Origin of the sequence: Coprococcus phoceensis, from assembly GCF_900104635.1 — a bacterium.
GTDB lineage: Bacteria > Bacillota > Clostridia > Lachnospirales > Lachnospiraceae > Faecalimonas > Faecalimonas phoceensis.
The window spans coordinates 1,214,473-1,238,366 of the sequence record NZ_FNWC01000007.1 but is presented as its reverse complement, the minus strand read 5'-3'; the positions used below and the strand labels follow the sequence as shown (position 1 = coordinate 1,238,366).

Genomic DNA, 23,894 nt, shown 5'->3' with positions numbered 1-23,894 from the left:
CAGGAGGTTGAACAGATGGCAGCAGGATTCAGCGTGAAAGACGCACTCAACAAGAACAGCAAAGCGGGGATTGATGAATCTCCGAGAGCGAGATTCCGGACAAAGGACATTTCAATTTTCAAGATGTACCGGAACGATATGAATTTTTACAGTGTAGAGCAGATTGAGGAACTGGCAGGAGACATCCTCATGTATGGGTTGAAACAGAACCTTGAACTTGTATATGCACCATGCGACAAGGGCGAATATAGAATCGTAGCAGGTGAAAGACGGTGGGAGGCTCTCAAGTACCTTGTGTCAAAGGGATATAAAGAATTTGAACTTGCAACCAGTAAATTGACAACGCCACAGGATAACGACGAGGAGCAGGTTGAAATCATAATTGCGAACGCATACCGTACAAAGACGACCTCCGACATGATTGAGGAGGAAACACGCCTCAAGGCATCTCTTGAACGCATGAAAGCAGCGGGAAAGAAAATCAAGGGATATGACCTGCAATCCGGACGATTGAGGGATGTGATTTCCTCAATGCTGCATGTGAGCAAAACAAAGATTGCACAAATTGAGGCAGTCAACAACAATCTGATTCCGGAATGGAAAGAGGAACTCAAGGGAGAACGCCTCACATTTTCCGCAGCTTATGAATTGAGCGGTATGACAGCAGACGAGCAGCGGGAGGCACTGGGGAAATTCACAGAGACCGGAGAACTCACACACAAAGATGTGAAAGATATGAAAGCAGAAAAGGCAGCAGGGCAGCAGGTGTCAGAATCCGACACAGAGACAGAAAACGGCATGAACACGCCGGAAGTGAGAGCGGGCGACGATTATGAGACACCGCATCCGGAGGGAATCACATCAATCTGTTATTCCTGCACCGAATATGAGACATGCAACGTAAAAACCGGAACATGCACCTCATGCGACCAGTACAAGAACCGTACAGAGGCATACAAGACCGACGAGCAGAGATATTCAGAGGAACAGGATGCAATCGACCGTGAGACAAAGAAAAAACTCCGTGAGATGGAGCAGGAGGAGAAGATGCAGAACCTCCCATCAGACACACAGGAGACCGGACAGAAAGTGCATCAGATACGCCTTGCAAAGTCTTATTTCGATGATGTGGCAAACGGAATCAAGACATTTGAACTCCGAAAGAATGACAGAGGATATAAAAAAGGCGACATCCTCGAAATGATGGAATTTGCAGACGGAAAGAACACCGGACGCACGGTCAGAGTGCTTGTGACATATATCCTTGAGGACTACACAGGAATTGAGGACGGATATTGCATCATGGCAACCAAACTCATGAAAGACGGTGAGGAACATGAGTTATAAACAGAGACACCCGTATTTGATGCAGATTGTATATATCATCAAATACAGATTGAAGAATTGGAGGAAATAAGTGAAAACAGTATATGTCAGAGTAAAGACAAGAGACGAGGCAAGAAAGAGAGCGGAGTGGCTCTATATGATATTAAGGGATTGCACTCCGGTTATTGCAGATTTACACACATCAAAAGCACAGGTTGTGACTGAATCAATGGTTATCAAGTATGTTCCGGGAAACTACACAATGGACGGAATACGATGCGACATTGCAATCGGGTTCGGGCAATTAGGAAAAATCATCGCAACAGGGGACACTCGTGATGATTTGATGGACGAAAGAGAACTTGCAAAGTATATCGTTGACAATGAAACGATTTCAGAAAATGAAAATATTGAATGCAGGAGGTAAAAATCAATGAATGACATCAAAAGAGGCGAAATGTTCTATATCAGCAGAGGGGGGGCATCCTACAACGGGAGCGAACAGCACTCCGACCGTCCGGCGGTAGTTGTGAGCAACAACAAGAACAATGAGAACAGCAATGTTGTTGAAATCGTATATATGACGACACAACCGAAAACAGACCTCCCGACACATGTGACAGTGAGGTCAACAGGGAGAATCAGCACGGTATTGTGTGAGCAGGTCTATTCGGTATCAACGGAGCGTGTAGGAACATACATCGGAGAGTGTACAGACAAGGAAATGGAGAACATCGACATTGCTCTCATGATTTCCTTGCAGCTTGACGGCAACATGAAAACCTCAAAGAAATACAATGAGACAATCAAAGAGCAGCAGGAGGAAATCGACAGTCTCAAGAAAGAAATTGAGATGTTGCAGCAGGAGCATGAGGACGCAATCGCAGAGATTGAACAGGATGCAGCAGTCTATGTTGAGGAAAACAAGAAGATTGCAAACATGGAAAAGACAGAGGACACAATCAGATTACAGACAGAAAGAGACACATACAAGACCATGTATGAACAGTTACTCAACAGATTAGTGAATGGAGGAGCAGCATGAACAAAAGCGAATTAAAAGCAATATTTATCAATGCAAAGGCAACAGATGCGAAATACATCGGCGTGAGCATTCAGACAGAGGGCAGCAGTCAACCGGAAATTATCATCAATCCGAATGCGAATTTTGATGCGAAATTTGACTATTACATGGAGGCATACGACGACGATTTGATTCTGATTGCAGCAAAGGGCAAAAAGGACATCAGAATCACGGCAGCAGGGCAAGGAAACCGTTTCGAGGATATTGAATGTCAGCTATTAGGAGAGCGGGGCAAGGGTTGGAAAGAACTCATTGCAGGAGCGATTGACAATGCGTATGAGAAAATGATTGCAACCACACCTCCAACGACAGAGGAGGAACAGACCCATTGTGAAATGATAAAAGAGGCAGTCAAGGGAATGTTCATCAATGAGAGCAGGACGGCAGCAGAGGCAGAGTTCATCAAGACACACATTGTCGACTATGAGAAAATATTCGATGTGTGCATGAATGGTGATGACCTTGAGTTCAAAAAAGGACTTGTCAGATTGCAGAAAATGCAAAATGAATATGTTATGCAGCGGGAAAATGACTGATAGAGAAAAAGAGGCGTTCATCGGCGGGATAGAATTTGCGAGAGACTGGAATCTCGACATCCCGCCGGATGATTTGCGTTTATACGAGAGATTGATTCAAGAAAGGACAAAAAAAGAGAATGAACAAAGTCATATTGATGGGTAGGCTCACGAGAGACCCGAATGTCAGATACACACAGCAGAACAGTTCACAGGAATCCATGTGCGTGGCACGGTACACACTGGCGGTCGACCGCAGAGGTACAAGAGACGGGCAGCAGTCAGCGGATTTTATATCTTGCGTCGCATTCGGCAAAAATGGCGAATTTGCAGAGAAGTATTTGAAACAGGGAACGAAAATTGCAGCAACAGGCAGGATTCAGACAGGCTCATACACCAACAGAGACGGTCAAAAGGTATATACGACCGACGTTGTGATTGAGGAACAGGAATTTGCAGAAAGCAAGAAAGCAGCGGGAGAACAGGAGCAAAATGCGGGTTATACGGATGCAGGTGACGGGTTCATGAACATTCCGGACGGCGTTGACGAACAACTCCCTTTTGCGTAAATGGAAAGGAGGAGCGTGATAATATGGGAATTATGAGCATCGTGAAAAATGTGATTGAGCATTTCAGAAAAGCCGGAAAGACAGAAAATGAGATTTCGGGCATGATTGAACAGGCAGCAGACAGGGCGACAGTCAACAAAGGCGTTACAGAAAAAAAGGAATATAAAAGACCGGAAATCAAGGTCGAAACATCGGCAGAACAGTTCGTCGAGGCAGTCATGCAAACGGGTGTCACAGCGGAGCAGGTAAAAACGGCAATTATGAAAATGTGCGATTCGCAAAGATGCACAAATCGCCAAAACACGAATAACTGGCGTAAAATGCACGGTCTGCCTATGAGAAGAAAGCAGAAAGCGAGGAAAAAGCATGAAAGAGGAAAAAGAGCAGACAGTCATTGACAAAACCCTGCTATATCTCGAAAACTATCGTGAAATGGAGCGGTACATCAAAGAGGCGGTATCAGAGACCTCTCAAGTGCCGGATATAGGCAAATACAACATATCAGCAGAAAGAGCGTTCCTGCAATCGGTTAGAGAGTGCCGTGCAGAGACGGTCATTCTGTTCGAGCATCTCAAACAGGCTCTTGCATCACTCAAAGAGGATGCAGAGGCAGCAGGTGAGGGGTACAAGTACGACGCACTTGAGGCAGTCTATATCAAGGGCAAGACATACGAGGATATAGTGAGGGAGACAGGATGCGGACGCAACTCACCGAAAAAGTGGTGCAGGGTGATGATTCAGCGGTTGTCAATCAAGTTATTCGGTGCAAAAGCGATTGAAAATGATAAAAACGGAGTGAAAACAGGGTGAAATGAGGGTGAAAACAGGGGTAAAAAGTGGGTGAACAAAAGACAAAATAAACGTGATAATATGTTAGCGTGAACAGTTGAGACGAGCGATTGCAGATGTGCAGTCGCTTTTTTCTTGCCTGTTTGCCCTCCTGTTATATGCGGGTGGTATATACACAGTCATGTGCATAACTGCCCGCCTCTTGTGGATAACACAGCAGGAGAACACAGCAAGAGAGGAGAACACAGATGCTATTGAAATCATGCAGGTGTGGGAAGTTGATTCCGCAGTCAATGAAGATGTGCGAGGAGTGTGAGCATCGGCAGCAGTCGAGACACATGATATACAACAACACACGGCGAGACGAGAGAGCAGCAGAGTTCTATGTATCAAAGGAATGGCGGGCAATGCGGGAGCGTATCATTGAGGTCTATGACAATGTAGATATATACGCACTATATGTCGAGCATGAGTTGCTCACATGCAATCCGGTTCACCATATCATTGAACTTGAGGACGACTGGGAACAGCGATTGAATCCGTTCAACCTCATACCTCTCAACCATAAGACACACAACACAATCACTGCTCTGTATAAGCAGAGCAAAGCAAGTATGAGAGCAACACAAAAACAGTTGAGGTCACTGATTGAGTACCACTTTCGAGAGGCAGGGGGATATAAAAAAGTTTTGTGCGATTCGTTTTTAGTCGCACCCCCTCTTTTCCTTGGAGAAAACTCCCCACGAGAATTTCAGTAGATGGGTATATCCGAAAGAGGTGTCAGAATGTGACACAAAAGCACTGAAATACTGACGGAAAGGAGGTTTGTTGCATCATGGCAGGACAAAGACAACCTACAGATTTGGTTGTGATGAACGGGCGAAAACACCTAACAAAAGCCGAGATTGAGGCACGAAAAAACGCCGAGGTCACAGCACCATGCGACAAAGTGAGACCTCCGTCATATTTGACACCGGAACAAAAGAAACAGTTCCGGAAGATTGCAAAAGAATTACTCGAAATCAAACTGATTTCAAACCTTGATTGCGATGCACTGGCAAGACTACTCATTGCACAAACGCAGTACATCGAAATCACAGAGCAAATCAGAGCAACTCCATTGATGGAGGATGTTCCAGTCTATGAGATGCGGGAAAATCCGGACACGGGCGAAAAAGAACGTGTGCAGGTCGGTACAAGACAGGTCGTTTCCGGAGAAAGAGAACGCCTCATGATTATTCAAGACCGCTGCATGAAACAGTGTAGGCAGGGAGCATCAGATTTCGGACTGACAGTTTCCTCCCGCTGCCGTTTGGTCGTACCGAAACCACAACAGCAAAAGCCGGAGAACAAATTTGCGAAATATGCAAATTAAGGCATGGCAAAAGCAGGAGAAACACAAGACCGCTGCACACAATACGCCCTTGATGTCGTATCGGGCAAGATAACAGCCGGAGAATATGTCCGTCTTGCATGTCAGAGGCATCTTGACGACATCGAAAAATCGAAAGCAGCACCGTACAAATACTATTTCGACGTTGAAAAGTCGGAGGAAATCATCAATTTCGCAGAGGAATTGACCATTGCAGAGGGCGAGGAAAATGAGCATGTGACGGCATATCCGTTCCAGTGTTTCATTTTAGGGTCGCTCAATGGATGGAGAACAAAGGAAAAGTCATACAGACGATTCAGAACATCCTATGTGCAATTAGGACGACAGAACGGAAAATCGTTCATCAATGGTATTTTGGCGTGTTATTACGGCAATTTTGACGGGTACAAGTACGGAAAAATATTTTGTACGGCTACAAAGCAAGACCAAGCGAACATAGTTTTTGACGAGGTCGCAAAATTCATCAATTCCGACGAGGATTTGTCAGAGTGGTTCAAGGTTCACGACCACAACCACACGATTGACTGTTTGCTGACACATTCGGAAATCAAAGCGTTGTCCGGAGACACAAAGTCACTTGACGGACACCGTGCATATTTGGGAATCGTCGACGAGTATCACGCACACAAAACAAATCAGATGTACAAACTGCTTGAGGGCGGTATCAAGAAACTCAAGTCGGCGTTGATTTCAGTCATTACGACAGCAGGGTTCGACCTCAAGTCGCCGTGCTACAAATTGTATGAGTATTGCTGCAATCTACTCAAGGGCGTTTTCGAGAATGACAGTCAATTTGTCTACATCGCACAGATGGACGAACACGATGACAGGTACACACCGGAAAACTGGATAAAAGCGAACCCGATTCTTGAGTTTGACAGGGATGCACTTGAGAACCTCATTCCGATTGCACACACTGCCCGTGATATGGGCGGGGAGGACTTGAGAGATTTCCTTGTAAAGCAGTTGAATATGTGGATGCAGTGGTCAAATTCACTGTACATCAAGGACATTGCATCATGGAAAGCATGTGCCGTTCTGAAATCACTCAAGGATTTCAGAGGGTCAAAGTGCTATGTCGGAGTTGACTTGTCATCCGGAGGCGACTTGACATCAATCGCAATCGTGATTCCGTTCATGGTGGAGGACACGAAAAAATATTTTGTTCACACACATTCATTCATTCCGTCCTCAAGGGTGGATGAACACATCAAGACCGACAAAGTACCATACGACGTATGGATTGAAAAAGGTCTTGTGACGGTAACGGAAACACTGGGAGGAATCAAGACAGATTACAAATATATCATCAAATACCTTGAGGATTTGGTGAGAGAATACAACCTCAAACCGCAGTTGATTTGTTACGACCCGCACAACGCATCGGCGTTCCTGTCAGACCTTGAGGCGATGGGATTCGATTCAATCTCTGTCACGCAGACAGCAAAAGAGTTGAACGATGCGACCGTTGATTTCAGACTTGAAATCCTTGCGGGCAATGTGGAGATTGAGGGAATGGAAGTCGGCAAAGAGGGCAACAAGATAGTTGTTCCGGTCGACAGTCTGCTTGTTTGGTCGATTGCGAACGCAAAGACCATTTCAAACAACTACGGCGAAATAAAGATTGATAAGGACATCACGACAGAACGAATCGACCCGATTGACGCTATCATCGACGCATGGAAACACGCAATGAAAGAGGAATACCGCCCGGACGTGAACGAAACTGTCAATGAATGGCTTGAGCAATATGAAAAATACATGAAGAAAGGCGGTGAGAAATAAATGAATCCGTTTCAGAGATTAGGAGTAAAAATTTCAAATTGGTGGAGAGGCGAACCACAGAACGACGGAGGGAAAATGACATTGAACTCACCGTCGTTCCTTGAGCGAATAGGATTGAAAAGAAAAGGAAAACCGACATCAGAGGTCACATATTTCACTTGTCTCAAGATGCTGTCGGAGACCCTTGCGAAAATGCCTATCAAATATTATCAGAAAACGGACAAGGGAATCATTGAGGCAGAGGCGACAGATACATCGAAACTGCTCTCAAAAAGACCGAATCCGTTCATGACACCAACAACATTTTGGAACACGGTTGAAATCAACCGCAACCATTACGGAAACGGCTATGTGTATATGAGAAAGAAGTTTGACCGAAAGAAATTCGGCGGTGAAATAAAAATCGTTGATTTGTGGGTCATGCAGTCAAATTGTGTGCAGATAGTCGTTGACGATGCAGGGATATTCGCAGGAGTGGGGCGTTTGTGGTACGTCTACACAGACCCGACATCCGGTCGTCAATATGTGTTCAGCACGGACGAGGTGATGCATTTCAAAACATCATTCAGTTTCGACGGAATCACAGGACTACCAGTGCAGCAGATTTTGAGAGACACGGTTGCAGGTGCATCCGAATCACAGGCGTTCATGAATAACTTGTATGAGAGTGGTCTGACAGCAAAAGCAACACTCGAATACACGGGAGAGTTGAACGAAAAGGCAAAAGAGGCACTTGTCAAATCGTTTGAGGAGTTCGGCAGCGGGGCAAAGAATACAGGAAAAATTCTGCCTGTTCCGTTAGGAATGAAACTCACGCCCCTCGACATCAAACTGACTGATTCACAGTTCTTTGAACTGAAAAAATATAATGCCCTGCAAATCGCCGGAGCGTTCGGAGTGAAACCGAATCAAATCAACGACTATTCAAAGTCGTCATATAGTAACAGCGAAATGCAGCAATTATCGTTCTACGTTGACACAGAACTGTTCATCATCAAGCAGTATGAGGAGGAAATCAATTTCAAAATGCTGCCGGATGAAGATGCAGACGACGGATATTATTACAAATTCAACGAAAAAGTATTATTCCGAACCGATTCAAAAACACAGATGGAATATTTGAGAAACGCTGTCAATGGAATGATTATGAAACCGAATGAGGCAAGACGTAAACTCGACATGGAAGATGCGGAGGGAGGCGATGTCCTACTTGCGAACGGTAGCATCGTACCGTTGACGATGGCGGGTGCAGCATATTTGAAAGGCGAATCCGAACAGGAGAACGCCGATGAACCGGAACAGCCGGAGGAAGAAACAGAGCCGGACACAGAAACAGAACCGGACGAAACCGACGAGGCAGAGGACGAGGATGAACAGGAGGGAGGTGAATAATCATGCCAAAAAAGAGACGTTTTGATTTTACAAAGAAGAATAAACGCAGCGGGAAAGTTGAAAATGTCGGATATTTGGATTTAGAGCAGGACGAGGAGCAGAGCAGATGTTCCTTGTATTTCTACGGTGACATTGTATCAGCGACATGGGAATCCATGTGGTACGAGGAGGACAGATGTCCGCAGGACATCGCAGATTTCCTCAACCAGTTAGATGGATATGAGGACATTGACATCTATTTCAATTCCGGCGGTGGAGATGTATTTGCAGGACTGGCAATCTACAACCAGTTAAAGCGATATGACGGACACAAAGTCGGATATGTTGACGGAATGGCTGCATCCATTGCATCAGTCATCATGTTTGCATGTGACGAACTGCATTTTGCAACAGGTGCTCAAGCAATGATTCACAAACCGTTGTGCATGGCATACGGAAACGCAGATGATTTCAAGGCAGTCATAAAACAGTTGAATCTCTGCGAGGATTCAATTCTTGATGTCTACATGGAGCATGTGCAGGAGGGTGTCACAAGAGACAAAATTCAATCTCTCATGAGCAATGAGACATGGTTCGACAGTAAGAAGATGCAGCAGTATTTCAATGTTGAAATCGAGGAAAAGGCAGCAGTTGCAGCGTGTGCATCTGACTTTTTCGAGAAATACAACAATATTCCGGAGGCACTCAAGGGAATCGACACAAAGGACATTGTCGATGCGGTAATTGCGGAATTGGAAAACCGGAACAATGCAGCAGCAGAGGCAGAGAAACAGAGAATCGAGGCAGAAAAGCAGCAGATTCTTGATGATTTATACCTTTATGGTATGTAAGAAATGGAGGACAGAAAGTCATGAATAAGGAATTACAGAAGTTATTAAAGCAGATTAACGACAAGAAAAATGAAGTCAAGAGCCTTGTGAACGATGGAAAACTCGACAAGGCAAGAGCAGCAAAGGAGGAACTCGTAGAATTACAGAACAGATTCGACCTCCTCTATGATTTGGACGAGGACGAGCAGGACGGCATCGAGAACAAGGTCAAGGATGGAACTGCAAAGCAGGTCGGCGAGGATGTCAAGCCGGACAAAAAGAACATCGTGAAATCATTTGTCAACATTGTCAAAGCCGGATTCCTGCACAAAGAGGCAGACGAGGCAGACATCAAGGTGTACAAGGATGCACTCACATCCGACACAACCGCAGGAAGTGAGGGAGAGGTCGGAATCGGCGTGACAATTCCGGAGGACATCAGAACAGACATCATCGAGTTGCGTCGTTCATCCGACAACCTTGAACAGTATGTCAATGTCGAGGGCGTAACAACTAAGACAGGAACACGAAACATTGAGGTTGATGCAGAATCAACACCATTTGACAATGTTGACGAGGCTGCGGATTTTCCGGAGATGGACGAACCGGAATTTTTACCGATTGAGTACAAGGTAAAGAAAAAGGGTGGAATCCTCAAGATGACAGCAGAGTTACTTGAGGACACAGCATCCAACATCATGGCATACATCAACAAATGGATTGCCAAGAAAACAAAGGCAACCCGTAACGCAATGATTCTCAAGGTACTCAACGAGATGACAAAAGGGAAAGAGGTCACAGTCGAGAACCTTGACAGCCTCAAGGACATTTTCAATGAGCAGTTAGACCCTGCAATCGCTGACAATGCAGTTGTTATCACAAATCAGAGCGGTTTCAACTACCTTGACAAGTTAAAGGATAAAGACGGCAACTATATTTTACAGAAAGACCCGACACAGCAGACAAAGGGAAAGATGCTTTTCGGTGAATATCCTATCATCAAATTATCAAAGAAAACTCTTGCATCCGAGAAGATTATGAACACCGATGGTCACACAATCGACGGGTACAAGCATCCTATTTTCTGCGGTGACTTAAAAGAGGCAGTCACACTCTTTGACAGAAATGTCCTCACAATCGACCTCAATGACAAAGGTGCGGGTTTATGGGATAAGGACATGACCGGAATCAAGGTGCGTGACCGTTTCGATGTGCAGCCTGTTGACAAGGGAGCAGTCATCAAGGGTCAGATTACAGAAGTTATCAACGGGTAATATGGCAGCAGGGCGGTGAATCCGTCCTGCTATTGAAAGCAGGTGAGAACATGACGGATGAAGAAAAAGAGAAGTACAGAGGCGGTCTGATTGCTACATGCAAGACATATTGTCACATCGACTATGATGACGACATCGAAATCCTTGAATTGATGTTTGACACGACACTGGATGAAATGACGGAACTGATTCCGAATTTCGACCGGAACAACCTCACAAGCCGTCAAAAACTGCTTGCATTTATGTCCGTGAAAGAACTGTACGACAACCGTGACAAGTACCGGAGCGACACGAAAACGCTCTCTGCTGCCGTTTCCTCCATGCTATTGAAAGAAATATACGGAGGTGCAGCAGAATGACAGGCAGAATCAAGATAATTCGCAAGACAACAAGCGTTGTTGATGGCAGACGGCAGCAGGAGGAACAGGATTTTTTCTCATGTTGGTGCGATGTCAAGAGTTTGGGAACAAACGAGAAATACAATGCGTTGCAGATAGGTCTTGAGAACACGATTGTGTTTGAAACAAGAGCCTGCGACAAGATGGAGGAAATCAGATTGAATCTGAAAGAGTTCTATGCAGTGTATAAAGGCGTTGAGTTCAAGATATATGATGCGTGTCCGATGTTCACAGACGACAGGAAATATCAGTTGAAATGCAGAGCGGGAGCGTAGTGTCATAATCTGACACCGGAGGTGATGCAGTGAAAATTGAGATGGAATTTCAAGGCTTGAAAGAACTCATGAAAGCATTTGAGGACGCAGCAAGCGACGAGGACATAAAAGAGGTCAATCAAAAGATTGTAAAGCAAAGCGAACCAGTCGTGAAAAACATCATGTCCGGCAAGATTCCGAAATCTGCGGACATTAAATTGTCCGGTCGAGGATTTGGTTCAAAGTCATCCGTGACATCACATGCAGCGGACAGCATACCACTAGGAGCGGTCAAGGTGAAAGACACCGGAGCGTCTGCGGATGTTGGATGGGAAAAGTCGGACAACAGCGAACATTTTTATGTGAAATTCATAAACTGGGGAACTATCTATCGCCCGCCTCAAGAATTTATCTATGCAACAGGGCGTGAGGCAGATGCGGAACTGCAAAAAATCGCAGAACAGGAATATCAATCATATTTAGACAACACATTGAAATGAGGTGAGAGCATGAGCAGCAGTCCGGACATCATCAAAGATGCATCCGACGCATTGAAACCAATATCAGACAGGAGAATCATTGTGATGCAAGGATGGTATAACAAAAACATCCATGACAGACATGTGACATTGTGGGATTTGGGAGAAAACGACGAGAATTTTTCGGACGACGATGCAGAGGGAGTGACGCTGTCAGTGCAGGTCACTATATTTTCAGAGAATGACGAGGTTGAACTTGCGAGGGAAATCAAGTCACTCATGAAAGAAAATGATTTCTCATTTGACGGCAGGAATGGAGACGATTCAAAGCCGGAGGACGGAATCTATATGAAAGCACAAAGGTTTTCAAAGTTTTATGAAATGGAGGAATAGACATGAGCGAAACAGTAACACAGGTCAGCGAAACAGAACAGAAGATTGTCAGAAGTAGAACTTGCGGTTGTAGAGATTTCTACATCGCAAAACTCACACAGAACGATGCGAAAGCATACGTTGCAGAAACTCCGGTCAAACTGGCAAGAGCAATCAAAGCAAAAGTTGATGAAAAATGGAGTTCGGAGAAAATCTACTCTGACGACGGAACAGAGGAGGTCATCAATTCATATGAGGGAACTGAAATCGAACTTGAGGTCAACGCCCTTGCACCACAGGACAGACAGATTCTTTTCGGTCAGTTGTATGAGAATGGTTTCCTCGTAAAGACGGCAGACGACAAAGCACCGGAGGTCGCTGTCGGATGGAGAGAAAGAAAACTCAACAGAAAGTATGATTTCAAGTGGTTGTATGCCGGAAAGTTTGCAGAGGGAATCAGCGAGGAGGCAAGCACAAAAGAGGGAAAACTGTCTCCGAAAACAAAGAGCGTCAAGGGTTCATTCTATGAGAGAAGTCTTGACAATGCATATGAGATTTCTGTTGATGAATCAAACCTTGTAACAGAAGATACAAAGGCAGCAGAGGCAATCAAGAATTGGTTCAGCAAAGTGCAGGAGAAAAACGGCGGTTTAGGCTAATAAGAGGATATATAACAGGAGGATAAATCATGAAAAGAAAAATTATAGTCAATAACAAAGAGTTTACAATGCCGAAAATGTCAATCGACACATACACGGAATATCTCGAACTTGCAGAGGTTATCGACGCAAAACAGAGATATTCAAAGCAGGACATTGAGGCGATGGGTCTTTTTATCTGCAAAGCATACGGAGACCAGTTCACCGTTGAGGAATTAAAGAATCCGGAGACCGGACTTGATGCAGCAGGTTTGATTCTTGAGTTCCAGTTCATCGACATGGGAATCGCCGACGACCTCACCAAACGTATGGAGAAGATAGAGAAAAATTTTCAGAGTGGCAAGTGATACCGGAAATCGAGGTCACTTGCAGAGGTGAGAGACTTTTCATCAATTCCGTAACGGTAGAACAGTATAAAAAATACATCAGTCTCATGGAAAAGAATGACACGGAGAAATTCTCCGGAGTGATGTTTTTCAACAAAAAGATAATGCAGGAGATGTTCGGGAATGAATTGTCGCTTGCAGCAGTTGGGGAGATTGATGCAGTTGAATTTCTGACGGCAATCAAGACGGTTCATTTCATCATGCAGAACATTGTTGCAGAGAAGATGTTGAGCATTGTCGAGGTTGAACAGGTAGAAAAAGAGGCATCCGCATTCGATGACTATGACCGTGAAAACGGATATGAGGACGAGGATGAACAACCGGAGGAAAATCAATGGAAAGTCTGCGGGGAAATTGTTGACCGTGTTGTGAAAATTGCGATTCGGCTATTGAAAAACTCATACAGTCAATGCATGAAAGAGAACATTGTCACGTTGTTGGACTACTTAAAATTTGAATTAGATACAATCAACGAAAATCAGTAAGAGAGGAGGCGACCGAATGGCTTATACAAGCGTCAAAATATCGGCAGATTCGAGCAGTTATCAATCACAAATGAAATCGGCAGCATCGCAGATGAAAGTCTTGTCTGCGGAATATACGACGGCAGCGACGAAAGCAAAGTTGTTCGGGTCAGAAACAGACAGCCTCAAGGCAAAAGCCGAATCGCTCACTCAAAAAATCACGGTGCAAAAGAACATCGTGCAGTTGAACAGTGAGCAGCAGGAGAAGTTGACAAAGAAACTGTCAGACCAAAAGACAAAGCAGGAGGAACTCAAAACAAAGATTGATGCTGCGAAAGAGGCTTATGAGAAATCAACGGCAGAGACCGGAAAGAACTCCGAGCAGTCAAAAGCACTCAAGGATGAACTCGACAAGTTAGAGAAAGAGTTCACCGCAAATGAGACAGCAATCGGAAAGACAGAGACCGCACTTGCAAATCAGACGGTAAAGACGGAAAAGTCAAAGACTGCCCTCATGAACATGGAGGCAGAACTGAAAAATGTTAATGACCAGTTAAAAGATAATAAACTTGAAAAATTTGCGACCGCTTGCGATACGGCGGGAACAAAGATGGAGAGTTTCGGAAAGAAAATGTCGGTTGTCTCTGCCGGAATTGCGGGTATTGGTGCAGCATCAATCAAAGCATTCACGGAACTCGACGAGGGTTATGACACCATAGTGACAAAGACCGGAGCAACCGGAGAGGCACTTGAGGGATTGACAAAGTCTGCGGATAATGTTTTCGGAACAATGCCGGAGGATATGTCAACGGTAGGAGAGGCAATCGGAGAAGTCAACACAAGATTCCATACAACCGGAACGGAACTTGAAAAGACCTCTAAACAGTTCATACAGTTTGCAACAATCAACGGAACAAACGTCACACAGTCAGTTGACCAAGTTGACAAAATCATGAAAGCGTGGAACGTCGATGCATCACAGACAGGGAATCTATTAGGATTGCTCACGGCAAAGGCACAGGAAACCGGAATCTCTGTTGATACATTAGAGGGATATGTCCTCGACAACAACGCTCAATTCAAAGAAATGGGATTGTCATTGCCTCAAGCAATCAATTTGATGGCTCAATTCGACGCAAACGGTGTTGATTCAACTCAAGCAATGGCGGGTCTGAAAAAAGCATTACAGAACGCCACATCAGAGGGAAAATCAATGGACGAGGCGTTGTCAGATACTATCGGCAGCATCAAGAACGCAAAGACAGAGACCGAGGCGATGCAGATTGCAACGGAATTGTTTGGAAAAAAAGGTGCTGCGGAAATGACAAAGGCAATTCGTGAAAACAGAATTGACCTCACCAGTCTTTCGTCATCAATGGAGGAATACGGTTCAACAGTCGAGGACACCTACAACGGAACACTCGACCCGATTGACAATGCAAAGGTTGCGATGAACAACGCAAAACTGGCGTTGTCGACACTGGCATCCACAGCACAGACATCCGCAGCACCTATGATTGAAAAATTGACCGGAAAGATTCAAGAGTTGACACAATGGTTCACGTCGCTCTCTCCGGCACAGCAAGAAACAGTTCTCAAAGTTGGTCTTGTGGTCGCTGCTATCGGTCCGTTGTCAATCGGATTCGGAAAAGTGGCAAAGGGAATCTCTGACACGGTAACGACCGGACAGAAATTTGTGTCCGGAGCTGCAAAGATAATTGCAAAGATTACGGCAAAGACAGCAGCCACGGCAGCAGGAACGGCAGCAGATACGGCAGGAACAGCAGCCACGGCAGCACATACGGCAGCTACAACAGCAGCCACGGCAACAACCGGAGGAATGACGGTGGCACAAACGGCACTCAATGCAGTCATGAACTTGTGTCCGATTATTCTGATTGTGACACTGATTGCCGGACTGATTGCAGCAGGTGTCGCCTTATACAAAAACTGGGATACGGTCAAGGAAAAACTGTCCGAATTATGGGGCAACATCAAGGAAAAATTCAATGCAATCAAAGAGACCATCACGGGAGCGTTCACGAAAGCGAAAGAGGCGGTCACAAATAAGGTCAAGGAAATCGGTGACAGCATAAAAAACAGCACAATAGGACAAGCAGCCTCGAAAGTATTCAACGGCGTAAAGGACACAGTTCATAATGTCATGTCGGCAGCGACCGAAACGGCAAAGGAAAAACTGGGGAACATGAAAACCGCCTATGAAGAAAACGGAGGCGGTATCAAGGGCGTTGTCGCTGCCGGATGGGAGGGAATCAAAGGATATTATTCAGCAGGATTCACATTCGTTGATAATTTATCCGGAGGAAAACTCTCTGAAATCAAATCAAAATTCTCTGAAAAGACATCGGAAATCAAAACAAAGGTTTCCGATGGTTGGGAAAATATGAAAACTACCGTCACGACAAAAATGACGGAATGGAAAACCAACGCATCGAACAAACTGAATGAAATCAAGTCAAATTTTTCGACAAAGGTTTCAGACATCAAGTCCAATGTCTCGACAGGTTGGGAGAATATGAAAACCACCGTCACGACAAAAATGACGGAATGGAAAAATAATGCAACGAATAAATTGACGGAAATCAAATCCGGATTCTCCTCAAAAGTTTCGGAGATAAAATCAAAATGGTCGACTGATTTCACGAATATAAAGGACAAAGCGACCTCCCTCATGGAAACAGCAAAGTCCAATGTGTCAACAAAACTCGACCACATGAAATCCGCATACAGTGAAAAAGGCGGGGGAATCAAGGGAATTGTGTCTGCTACGTTTACGGGCATAAAAGACACAATGAACTCTCTCATGGGTACGGCGAACACTCTGACAGGTGGAAAACTTGACAGCATCAAATCGGCATTCTCAAGCAAATTAGCGAGTGCGAAATCGACCGCATCGTCTGCGATGGAGAGCATCAAATCATCATTCTCCTCAAAGATGGAATCCGCACACGGAGCGGTGACAGGTGCGTTGTCAAGAATCAAATCGGCGTTCAATTTCAAATGGTCATTGCCACACTTGAACCTGCCTCATATTAGCGTGAGCGGAGGGAAAGCACCATACGGAATCGGAGGAAAGGGTTCACTCCCGTCATTCTCGATTCAGTGGTATAAATCCGGCGGTATCATGACAAATCCGACTGTGTTCGGAATCAACGGCAGCAGCCTCATGGTAGGAGGCGAGGCAGGCGACGAGGCAATCTTGCCACTTGCAGAATTTTATAACAAATTGAACAACATCCTCGACAAGAAACTGGATGCAGTTCAAAAATCAAATATTGTGTATGTGACGAATCACACATACATCGACGGAGACGAGGTTGCAAGCAGAACCGTGTCAAGGGTTGATGCACAGATGGTCACAGACAAAAGGAAAGGGAGGTAAAACAAGGCGATGAAGATAAACGGAACAGACATCAGAGCGTACAACGCAAAACAGTTGACCGCCGATGTGCAGCCTCCCTCAATCATGAATAATTATGAATGGTTGTCGGGAGCAACACTCCCGACAGAGCTTGAGACAGATGTTCAGATGGGTCATTTGAAACTGTCAATCTATTTCAAGGGCAAGGACAGGAACAGCATCATCCGTTCTGCATCAGAATTTATGATGAATTTCACAAAGCCGTGCAGGTTGGAACTTGACGGCTACAAAGGAACATATATCGGGTTCATCACATCAAATGACTATGAGAAAAAGAATGTGAAACAGAGGTACGTCGTAAACGTGGAATTTGACGGCTTTTTCGTCGATGACGACCTCTCAATCACATTCGACGGGAAAACCTCCGCATCGTTCTATAAAGTGGGTACAAGAGACACTCCGTGCGTTGTGGAGGTATATGCAAAAAGCACCTTGACGAATTACACAATCACCGGACTGGGAGAGGACATCATTGTTGAGAGCCTTGCAGCAGGAAAAACGGTTGTGATAGATGCAAAAACCGGACTTGTGACGATAGACGGGGCGAACGCATTTGACAAGGTGGATTTGTGGGAATTTCCGGTATTAAAGGCAGGAGAAACGGCACTCATATTCTCCAACACAAAGGCAAGAGTGACGGTCAGATATACTCCGATGTGGATTTAGGAGGTGAGAGCGTTGCAGATTTTTGATGATAAAAAGAAAAGAATCGGAACACTGTCCGGATTCAAGGATAGGGCAATCACCACGACACTGGATTCCGGAGATAAGGAATTGACGTTTGACTATCCTGCATCGGGAGCGTTGGTTGACCTGCTCAAAGAAGAATATTATATACGCACTAAAACGGACGAATTTGTTCTCAAAGCAGTCGAAAAAGGGGAACAGTTCAACAAATACACCGCCGTCCTCAACGTGGAGGAATTGGAGGGAACGGCGTTCCCGTATGGGTTTGAATCGGATGAACAGACAATCAAAGCGTGTCTTGAGTTTGCGTTCGAGGGTACGGGGTGGCATGTCGGAACATGCACAGTCACAAAGAAAAGAACCATTGACGAGCAGGAAAGTGTCACGGCATGGGATGTCCTGCAAAAGTGCCTCACGACATACCGTTGTGAGTGCATCATTCGCTCACTGACAAAGACAATCGACATTTATGACAGGATAGGAAGTGACAGAGGGTGTTATTTCATGGAGGGATTGAACCTCCGGAAAATATCTTTGAAATCCGACACCTATGATTTTTATACAAGAATCTATCCGATAGGCAAGGACGGCATCACGCCGGAATGGTTGACCGGAAAAGATTACATCGACAATTTTCAGTATAGTTCCAAAATCAAGGCGTATGTGTGGAAAGATGAGCGATACACCAACACCACAAGTCTGATTGAGGATGCGACGGCAAAAATTGAGGAAATGTCACGACCATACAAGGCATATACTGCGGAGGTGGTCGACCTTGCGAAAGCGTCAGAAAAATACAAAGACATTCTTTCATACGGAATCGGAGACACGGTCACACTTGTGTCAAAGAAAACCAGAACGAAAGAAAAACAGAGGATTGTCAAAATCACGGAATATCCGGAGACATCGGAAAAGAACATGGTTGAGATTTCCAATGCGAGAAAGACATTCGCAGAGATTCAGAAAGAGGAGACGGCAGCAGCCACAGAGGAGGCGGTCTCCATCTCCAACAGGGCAACCAAGAAAGTCCTTGAGAACTATTCGACCACGGAGGAGATTGAAACCAAAATCACGGCATCGAAAGAGGCAGTCGAGGCAGGTGTTGCCTACACTCTGAAAAATTATTATACATCCGTGCAGATGGATTCCTTGATAAAAGCCACGAAAGAGGAGATTTCTCAAGAGGTAAAGCATGTTGAGGAAAACTCAATGCACAACTATGTTGTGAATGGAGATTTTTCAAACGGACTTGATGATAATTGGTACAACAGCAATGAGACGAACAATGCCGTGATGGATGTGTCCGGATTGGGAACGGTTGCGAAAATACTGAAAACATCCTCAAGCGGTTCGTATATACGGCAGAATTTAGGGAAAATACCTGCGGGAACATATCGTGTGAGATATAAGGCAGCAACAGCAGCAGGGTACGAAAGCACGGCAAGGGTGCAGGTGGGAGCGTTGGGAAGTTATTCAACAACATCATCCGGAGCGTTAAAGAGTAAAGAGTTCACAACGATTGAGCGTGAAATCACGGTATCAGAGGGAACGAAATACGTTTACATTTACGCATATACTCAAAATGCACCAGTGTACATTACAGATATTGAGGTGTTGGGTCTGTATTCGTTGTATGCGGATGCAAAAATTCAAGTGACTGCGGAGGAAATCACCTCCGAGGTCAACAAAAAGGTGAACGAGGATGATTTCGGAACACTTATCACACAGAATGCATACAATGTCCGAATTGCATTCAACAAAGGCAGTTCGTACATGCAGTTTGATTCGACCGCAATCACAATGTACACCGGAACGATTACGGATAACCAAAAAAGAACACGATTTGACTACAACGGAACTCATTTCTATCGTGACGGATATTATGTCGGGAAAATCGGAACGAACACTATGAAAGACAACGACAGTCAGAGAGGACTTGTCTTTGATATAGAGAGCAACACCGCCTATATGTCATGGTCAAACAAAGAAAGTGCAAATGCAAGTGTGTACACAATGAAATGGTCGTACTGCACACAGCAGTGTGGAAATTACGAGGCGAACATGCTACATGCAGGGGCAGACATCAACATGCATTTCTTCACATTAAGGAATGTAAGTTTTGAGGATGGCTCAATAAGTGGAACGCTAACATTCAAACAACCTTTAGAAGTAGGCAGCGACGGGAAACTGACAAAGTGGTCAACGGCGACGCTTGAGTTCAAAAGAGGAATATTAGTGTCCGGAACATGGAGCAATGGATAAAACAGGAGGAAAAGAAATGCAGATGAATGACGAAAATATTCAGACGGAGGAAGTCAAACGAGCAGCAGAACCGGAGTATAAAATTCCGGAAGATGCTGCCGACAACTCAAGACCAAACGAAACAGCAGAGGTTGTGACGAGGGAATCAACAGAGGAGACAAACACAGAACTCTTGCAGAGTATTGACAAGAAACTTGACATGCTACTTGCAGCACAAACAGCGACACAGGCAGCAAAGGAGGAATAATCATGAATACACCGCTTGCAGTAAGAATTGAATGTGCAAAGGGAGAAATCCTCAACGCTATGGAGACGATACAGAAAAGACATGCATTGCCTCCGTGCATCATGGACGGAGTTTTGTCCTCCGTACTGGCAGAGGTAAGGAGTGAGGCAAAGATTGAACTCATAAACTCAACAAATACAATGATGGCAGAAAAAAACGAGGAACTTGAAAAGGCAAAGAAAGCAGCAAAGAGAGTTCTGAAAACAGAACCGGACGAGGAACATCCGGAGCAGGATGAACCGGAGAATCCGGAGGAATAAGAAGTAAACACCGAGAGGAGGTGAGAGCATGGCAGCATTGACGAAACTGACAACGAACATCAATCTTGAAATGTCCGGAGACACTAAAAGATATTTAGTATCTGCAAAGCAGGGAGACAAGGCAACACGATTCATTGTCGCAAGGTTACTCAACAACGGTGAACCATACACAATCCCGACGGGTGCGAGAGCAGTCATCAACATTGTAAAACCGGACGGAAAACATGTATATAACACATGTTCATATTCCGGTTCGGATGTGACGGTCGAATTGACGAATCAAGCACTTGCAGCCTCCGGAACGGCGTATTGCGACATTGAAATCCGGACAAGCGATGATTCACAGGTTATTACATCCGCATCATTCACAATGGAGATTGAACCGTCACAGAGAAATGAAAATGCTATCTTGTCAGCGAATGAGTTCACAGACCTTGAGAACCGGATTGCAGGACACATCAAGAATATTGATGACACGGATGCAGCAGTCAAGAAAGCGGAATCCGCAAGAGTGGTCGCAGAGAATGCGAGAGTGAAAGCGGAATCCGCAAGGGAGACGGCAGAAAATAAACGACAGGAAAATGAGAACACCCGCATCCAACAGGAGCAGCAGAGGCAGCAGGACACCTCACAGGCGGTCAAGAATACGAATGATGCAACGGATGAATCCAAGAGGGCGACAACAGCCTGCAAAGAGGTCACAGAGCGGGCAGAGGACGCATTGCAGAATCAAGAGCAGCTTGAGGCGACATTGAACACGGCGACACAGATTCGACAGGATGTGTCACAGATGCAGACGGCAGTTGCAGAGGCAAAGAAACAGGTCGAGCAGGACAAAAAGGATATTGATGACACGATTCAAAATTCACTGCTTGCATCAGCAGAGAAAATCCTTGAGAGCGTGCAGGACTATTTCAACCGTGCAGAGGCGTTATATTCGAGCATGTATCTTGATTGTGACGGAGAAACGCCGTATCTGCGAACGGTGACACCAGTATTCATTGACGGAGCAACGCCACAGGTCAGAAATGCGAATGAGGGCGTTGATTTTGACGGAGGAACGCCGACCTCCCGACAATTAGCAGTATAATTCCATGATACTGGAAACAGACGGCGAAACGAACACAAAGGAGTGATTGTGTGATATATTCCATAATCACGGAGCAAAGGAGGTTGAACAATGGCAGCAATCAGACCATGCACCGGAACAACGGCAGACTGGAAAGCAGTTGAGGACACTCTGATTCTCAAGGAAAGAGAAATCGGAGTTGAACTTGATGCATCCGGTCATTATCAAATCAGACAGGGAGATGGTAAAAAGAAATTCTTTGACCTGCCGATTATCGTCAACAATGCCCGTTATGAGGAAATACTGACATTGACACAGGGATATATGAACACCGTGAACAATTTCAGCAAGAACATGACAGAGGCGACGAACAGTGCAAACGGTGCAGCAGCAACGGCAAACAATGCAGCGTCGACAGCGAGTGCAGCAGCAAAAGCGTGTCAAGGCATTGTGAACGGTCTCAACACTATGGTTGACACCGTCACAAAGAAATCATGTGTCCTCACGGTTGAGGATGGAATTTTGACGATAAGGGAGGCGTAAAAAATGGCAAGTGGAGACTTGATTGTAAAAGTAGCAGACAAAGACACACTCGACCGCACATATGCGAATACAAACGCTATACTGGCAGCAGTCGGGGAAGATGTAAGAATAAAGGGTGTAAAGCGTTACGGAATGAAAATCAACAAAAATGACAGCAATCCGGCGACACGATGCACATATCTTTTCGATGCGGTGGGAATGACACCCGCTGCGATGAATTATTCTGCCGGACGGTTCGATTTTGGAGACTGGGGAAACGTCTTTTTTGTAAAGAACAATTATCCGGCAATGGTCAAATATGACGGTACAGAAGATTATAAACTCGACCCGAACGACCACACAAAGAAAGCAGACGGAAAAACGGCATCCGATGTCTCAAACACGGCATACGGAGGAAATGCAATGAGTGTATTCGATGGCAGCGGTGACAAGGGCAAGATTTGGCTCTCACAGTTTGAAGTCGGAAACTATGAGTACATGATTATTTCAAACGTCCAGTACGATGAATCATACAACGATGACGCATATGTCAGAGAGGACGGTTCACATGCGGACAAACTCTATTTCCCGATGTTTGGCGGTTCGTATGATGGAACACGCATCCGCTCACTTGCAGGACAGGCACTCATGTATAACACAAACGCATCAACAGAGATTGCAAGAGCAAAGGTAAACGGTGCGGGATGGAATATCGGCTCATGGAGCAAACGAAACCTGTTGAATTGTATGCTCAAGATTATGTCAAAGACAGACAATTCACAGACTGCATTCGGACAGGGTCAGACATCCGGATATGTGAACGACGCATCACAGAATTACGGGCATCTTGCAACCGGAACACTCAAGGACAAAGGACAGTTTTTCGGTTATAAGGACACGACCCATGAGGTCAAAGTGTTCTACATGGAAAAACCGTGGGGCAACCGTTGGGATAGAATCAACGGTCTGTTGATGGTAGGCGGTGAAATCCTTGCAAAGATGACACCACCGTACAATCTGACAGGAAAGGACTTTGAAAAGGTCGGAATCACATTCACATCATCCGGCAACGGTTATCAGAAAGGAACAAAGTCAAGCAGATTCGGACGCATTGTCAATTCAATAGGTGGCAGCAGTAGCACATACACATGTGACTATTTTTGGTGGAATGCCGGAATTACTGCGGTCGCCCTTGTCGGCGGTTACTGTAGCAATGGCGATTGTTGCGGTGCGGATTCCTTGAATTTGAACGGTTCTGCGGGCAATGCGTACTGGGGCATCGGTGCGTCCGTTTTCTTAGAACAGCCTATCGCTGCGTAAGCAGCAGGGGGAGGAACGGAGGGGGAACGCCTCCGCTATTCCCGCCGTTAGGCGGTGTGGTCGTTTTTAGAAAAATGAATATAGGGATATAGGGTGCG

At 45.2% G+C, this 23,894-nt stretch carries 29 protein-coding genes; all 29 read left to right on the top strand.

What is annotated here, in order from left to right; translation table 11 throughout:
- Positions 1-15 precede the first annotated feature (15 nt).
- The 29 genes from BQ5364_RS09725 (at position 16) to BQ5364_RS09590 (ending at position 23,796) form a co-directional block, all read left to right on the top strand.
- Positions 16-1,347, top strand: coding sequence for a ParB/RepB/Spo0J family partition protein (locus BQ5364_RS09725; protein ID WP_071144219.1), 1,332 nt, complete (start codon positions 16-18; stop codon positions 1,345-1,347).
- Between the two features lie 70 nt (positions 1,348-1,417).
- Positions 1,418-1,753, top strand: coding sequence for a hypothetical protein (locus BQ5364_RS09720; RefSeq protein WP_071144218.1), 336 nt, complete (start codon positions 1,418-1,420; stop codon positions 1,751-1,753).
- 6 nt (positions 1,754-1,759) lie between these two features.
- Positions 1,760-2,371: a type II toxin-antitoxin system PemK/MazF family toxin gene (locus BQ5364_RS09715; RefSeq protein WP_207646117.1), complete on the top strand. Its 612-nt coding sequence runs from the start codon at positions 1,760-1,762 to the stop codon at positions 2,369-2,371.
- Positions 2,368-2,946, top strand: a complete 579-nt coding sequence (locus BQ5364_RS09710; protein ID WP_021925170.1) for a hypothetical protein — start codon at positions 2,368-2,370, stop codon at positions 2,944-2,946. Before BQ5364_RS09715 ends, BQ5364_RS09710 begins: the two co-directional genes overlap by 4 nt.
- Positions 2,939-3,091: a hypothetical protein gene (locus BQ5364_RS17935; protein WP_158574746.1), complete on the top strand. Its 153-nt coding sequence runs from the start codon at positions 2,939-2,941 to the stop codon at positions 3,089-3,091. Before BQ5364_RS09710 ends, BQ5364_RS17935 begins: the two co-directional genes overlap by 8 nt.
- The gene (locus BQ5364_RS09705) at positions 3,066-3,494 is read left to right on the top strand and encodes a single-stranded DNA-binding protein (protein WP_071144217.1); all 429 of its coding nucleotides are present in this window, start codon (positions 3,066-3,068) and stop codon (positions 3,492-3,494) included. Before BQ5364_RS17935 ends, BQ5364_RS09705 begins: the two co-directional genes overlap by 26 nt.
- 23 nt (positions 3,495-3,517) lie before the next feature.
- Complete coding sequence (locus BQ5364_RS09700) at positions 3,518-3,892, top strand: hypothetical protein (protein ID WP_071144216.1); 375 nt, start codon at positions 3,518-3,520, stop codon at positions 3,890-3,892.
- A complete protein-coding gene (locus BQ5364_RS09695) occupies positions 3,861-4,304 on the top strand; it encodes a hypothetical protein (RefSeq protein WP_071144215.1) in 444 nt (147 codons plus the stop codon). The genes BQ5364_RS09700 and BQ5364_RS09695 overlap by 32 nt, the downstream gene beginning before the upstream one ends.
- Before the next feature lie 227 nt (positions 4,305-4,531).
- Positions 4,532-5,041: a hypothetical protein gene (locus BQ5364_RS09690; RefSeq protein ID WP_235837158.1), complete on the top strand. Its 510-nt coding sequence runs from the start codon at positions 4,532-4,534 to the stop codon at positions 5,039-5,041.
- A 77-nt stretch (positions 5,042-5,118) separates the two neighbouring features.
- Positions 5,119-5,658 (top strand): phage terminase small subunit P27 family, encoded by a 540-nt coding sequence (locus BQ5364_RS09685; protein ID WP_055287242.1) that lies wholly within the window; start codon positions 5,119-5,121, stop codon positions 5,656-5,658.
- A gap of 3 nt (positions 5,659-5,661) precedes the next feature.
- Positions 5,662-7,461, top strand: coding sequence for a terminase large subunit (locus BQ5364_RS09680; RefSeq protein ID WP_071144214.1), 1,800 nt, complete (start codon positions 5,662-5,664; stop codon positions 7,459-7,461).
- Positions 7,462-8,853, top strand: coding sequence for a phage portal protein (locus tag BQ5364_RS09675; protein ID WP_071144213.1), 1,392 nt, complete (start codon positions 7,462-7,464; stop codon positions 8,851-8,853).
- Between the two features lie 2 nt (positions 8,854-8,855).
- Positions 8,856-9,683, top strand: a complete 828-nt coding sequence (locus tag BQ5364_RS09670) for a head maturation protease, ClpP-related (RefSeq protein ID WP_071144212.1) — start codon at positions 8,856-8,858, stop codon at positions 9,681-9,683.
- Positions 9,684-9,703: 20 nt separating this feature from the next.
- Complete coding sequence (locus tag BQ5364_RS09665) at positions 9,704-10,936, top strand: phage major capsid protein (protein ID WP_071144211.1); 1,233 nt, start codon at positions 9,704-9,706, stop codon at positions 10,934-10,936.
- 50 nt (positions 10,937-10,986) lie between these two features.
- Positions 10,987-11,295 (top strand): head-tail connector protein, encoded by a 309-nt coding sequence (locus BQ5364_RS09660; protein WP_071144210.1) that lies wholly within the window; start codon positions 10,987-10,989, stop codon positions 11,293-11,295.
- Positions 11,292-11,609 (top strand): phage head closure protein, encoded by a 318-nt coding sequence (locus BQ5364_RS09655; RefSeq protein WP_071144209.1) that lies wholly within the window; start codon positions 11,292-11,294, stop codon positions 11,607-11,609. The genes BQ5364_RS09660 and BQ5364_RS09655 overlap by 4 nt, the downstream gene beginning before the upstream one ends.
- 29 nt (positions 11,610-11,638) lie before the next feature.
- Positions 11,639-12,088 (top strand): HK97-gp10 family putative phage morphogenesis protein, encoded by a 450-nt coding sequence (locus tag BQ5364_RS09650; protein ID WP_055287256.1) that lies wholly within the window; start codon positions 11,639-11,641, stop codon positions 12,086-12,088.
- Between the two features lie 9 nt (positions 12,089-12,097).
- Positions 12,098-12,460: a hypothetical protein gene (locus tag BQ5364_RS09645; protein ID WP_071144208.1), complete on the top strand. Its 363-nt coding sequence runs from the start codon at positions 12,098-12,100 to the stop codon at positions 12,458-12,460.
- A 2-nt stretch (positions 12,461-12,462) separates the two neighbouring features.
- On the top strand, positions 12,463-13,098 hold the full coding sequence (locus BQ5364_RS09640; protein WP_071144207.1) for a major tail protein: 636 nt from the start codon (positions 12,463-12,465) through the stop codon (positions 13,096-13,098).
- Positions 13,099-13,127: 29 nt separating this feature from the next.
- The gene (gene gpG / locus BQ5364_RS09635) at positions 13,128-13,445 is read left to right on the top strand and encodes a phage tail assembly chaperone G (RefSeq protein WP_071144206.1); all 318 of its coding nucleotides are present in this window, start codon (positions 13,128-13,130) and stop codon (positions 13,443-13,445) included.
- Entirely contained in the window at positions 13,442-13,969 is a 528-nt protein-coding gene (locus BQ5364_RS09630) for a hypothetical protein (RefSeq protein WP_071144205.1), read from the top strand. Before gpG ends, BQ5364_RS09630 begins: the two co-directional genes overlap by 4 nt.
- Before the next feature lie 16 nt (positions 13,970-13,985).
- Complete coding sequence (locus tag BQ5364_RS09625) at positions 13,986-17,351, top strand: phage tail tape measure protein (RefSeq protein ID WP_235837157.1); 3,366 nt, start codon at positions 13,986-13,988, stop codon at positions 17,349-17,351.
- A gap of 9 nt (positions 17,352-17,360) precedes the next feature.
- Complete coding sequence (locus BQ5364_RS09620) at positions 17,361-18,056, top strand: phage distal tail protein (RefSeq protein ID WP_071144204.1); 696 nt, start codon at positions 17,361-17,363, stop codon at positions 18,054-18,056.
- Between the two features lie 12 nt (positions 18,057-18,068).
- Positions 18,069-20,339 carry a phage tail protein gene (locus BQ5364_RS09615; RefSeq protein ID WP_071144203.1) on the top strand — a complete coding sequence of 757 codons (2,271 nt, stop codon included), beginning with the start codon at positions 18,069-18,071 and terminating at the stop codon, positions 20,337-20,339.
- On the top strand, positions 20,332-20,586 hold the full coding sequence (locus tag BQ5364_RS09610; RefSeq protein ID WP_071144202.1) for a hypothetical protein: 255 nt from the start codon (positions 20,332-20,334) through the stop codon (positions 20,584-20,586). Before BQ5364_RS09615 ends, BQ5364_RS09610 begins: the two co-directional genes overlap by 8 nt.
- Positions 20,587-20,588: 2 nt before the next feature.
- Positions 20,589-20,885, top strand: a complete 297-nt coding sequence (locus BQ5364_RS09605; protein ID WP_071144201.1) for a hypothetical protein — start codon at positions 20,589-20,591, stop codon at positions 20,883-20,885.
- Between the two features lie 28 nt (positions 20,886-20,913).
- Complete coding sequence (locus tag BQ5364_RS09600) at positions 20,914-21,975, top strand: BppU family phage baseplate upper protein (protein ID WP_071144200.1); 1,062 nt, start codon at positions 20,914-20,916, stop codon at positions 21,973-21,975.
- A 90-nt stretch (positions 21,976-22,065) separates the two neighbouring features.
- Complete coding sequence (locus tag BQ5364_RS09595) at positions 22,066-22,497, top strand: alanine-zipper protein (RefSeq protein WP_055287276.1); 432 nt, start codon at positions 22,066-22,068, stop codon at positions 22,495-22,497.
- 3 nt (positions 22,498-22,500) lie between these two features.
- Positions 22,501-23,796: a hypothetical protein gene (locus BQ5364_RS09590; protein ID WP_071144199.1), complete on the top strand. Its 1,296-nt coding sequence runs from the start codon at positions 22,501-22,503 to the stop codon at positions 23,794-23,796.
- Positions 23,797-23,894 lie beyond the last annotated feature (98 nt).

What these genes read in the sequence shown, in the direction of transcription:
- BQ5364_RS09620 (WP_071144204.1), top strand. Translation starts at nt 17,361, where the DNA reads ATGAAGATAAACGGAACAGACATCAGAGCGTACAACGCAAAACAGTTG.
- BQ5364_RS09610 (WP_071144202.1), top strand. Translation starts at nt 20,332, where the DNA reads ATGGATAAAACAGGAGGAAAAGAAATGCAGATGAATGACGAAAATATT.
- BQ5364_RS09660 (WP_071144210.1), top strand. Translation starts at nt 10,987, where the DNA reads ATGACGGATGAAGAAAAAGAGAAGTACAGAGGCGGTCTGATTGCTACA.
- BQ5364_RS09690 (WP_235837158.1), top strand. Translation starts at nt 4,532, where the DNA reads ATGCTATTGAAATCATGCAGGTGTGGGAAGTTGATTCCGCAGTCAATG.
- BQ5364_RS09705 (WP_071144217.1), top strand. Translation starts at nt 3,066, where the DNA reads ATGAACAAAGTCATATTGATGGGTAGGCTCACGAGAGACCCGAATGTC.
- BQ5364_RS09595 (WP_055287276.1), top strand. Translation starts at nt 22,066, where the DNA reads ATGGCAGCAATCAGACCATGCACCGGAACAACGGCAGACTGGAAAGCA.
- gpG (WP_071144206.1), top strand. Translation starts at nt 13,128, where the DNA reads ATGAAAAGAAAAATTATAGTCAATAACAAAGAGTTTACAATGCCGAAA.
- BQ5364_RS09670 (WP_071144212.1), top strand. Translation starts at nt 8,856, where the DNA reads ATGCCAAAAAAGAGACGTTTTGATTTTACAAAGAAGAATAAACGCAGC.
- BQ5364_RS09710 (WP_021925170.1), top strand. Translation starts at nt 2,368, where the DNA reads ATGAACAAAAGCGAATTAAAAGCAATATTTATCAATGCAAAGGCAACA.
- BQ5364_RS17935 (WP_158574746.1), top strand. Translation starts at nt 2,939, where the DNA reads ATGACTGATAGAGAAAAAGAGGCGTTCATCGGCGGGATAGAATTTGCG.
- BQ5364_RS09600 (WP_071144200.1), top strand. Translation starts at nt 20,914, where the DNA reads ATGGCAGCATTGACGAAACTGACAACGAACATCAATCTTGAAATGTCC.
- BQ5364_RS09655 (WP_071144209.1), top strand. Translation starts at nt 11,292, where the DNA reads ATGACAGGCAGAATCAAGATAATTCGCAAGACAACAAGCGTTGTTGAT.
- BQ5364_RS09700 (WP_071144216.1), top strand. Translation starts at nt 3,518, where the DNA reads ATGGGAATTATGAGCATCGTGAAAAATGTGATTGAGCATTTCAGAAAA.
- BQ5364_RS09665 (WP_071144211.1), top strand. Translation starts at nt 9,704, where the DNA reads ATGAATAAGGAATTACAGAAGTTATTAAAGCAGATTAACGACAAGAAA.
- BQ5364_RS09685 (WP_055287242.1), top strand. Translation starts at nt 5,119, where the DNA reads ATGGCAGGACAAAGACAACCTACAGATTTGGTTGTGATGAACGGGCGA.
- BQ5364_RS09605 (WP_071144201.1), top strand. Translation starts at nt 20,589, where the DNA reads ATGAATACACCGCTTGCAGTAAGAATTGAATGTGCAAAGGGAGAAATC.
- BQ5364_RS09695 (WP_071144215.1), top strand. Translation starts at nt 3,861, where the DNA reads ATGAAAGAGGAAAAAGAGCAGACAGTCATTGACAAAACCCTGCTATAT.
- BQ5364_RS09725 (WP_071144219.1), top strand. Translation starts at nt 16, where the DNA reads ATGGCAGCAGGATTCAGCGTGAAAGACGCACTCAACAAGAACAGCAAA.
- BQ5364_RS09675 (WP_071144213.1), top strand. Translation starts at nt 7,462, where the DNA reads ATGAATCCGTTTCAGAGATTAGGAGTAAAAATTTCAAATTGGTGGAGA.
- BQ5364_RS09645 (WP_071144208.1), top strand. Translation starts at nt 12,098, where the DNA reads ATGAGCAGCAGTCCGGACATCATCAAAGATGCATCCGACGCATTGAAA.
- BQ5364_RS09590 (WP_071144199.1), top strand. Translation starts at nt 22,501, where the DNA reads ATGGCAAGTGGAGACTTGATTGTAAAAGTAGCAGACAAAGACACACTC.
- BQ5364_RS09640 (WP_071144207.1), top strand. Translation starts at nt 12,463, where the DNA reads ATGAGCGAAACAGTAACACAGGTCAGCGAAACAGAACAGAAGATTGTC.
- BQ5364_RS09625 (WP_235837157.1), top strand. Translation starts at nt 13,986, where the DNA reads ATGGCTTATACAAGCGTCAAAATATCGGCAGATTCGAGCAGTTATCAA.
- BQ5364_RS09715 (WP_207646117.1), top strand. Translation starts at nt 1,760, where the DNA reads ATGAATGACATCAAAAGAGGCGAAATGTTCTATATCAGCAGAGGGGGG.
- BQ5364_RS09680 (WP_071144214.1), top strand. Translation starts at nt 5,662, where the DNA reads ATGGCAAAAGCAGGAGAAACACAAGACCGCTGCACACAATACGCCCTT.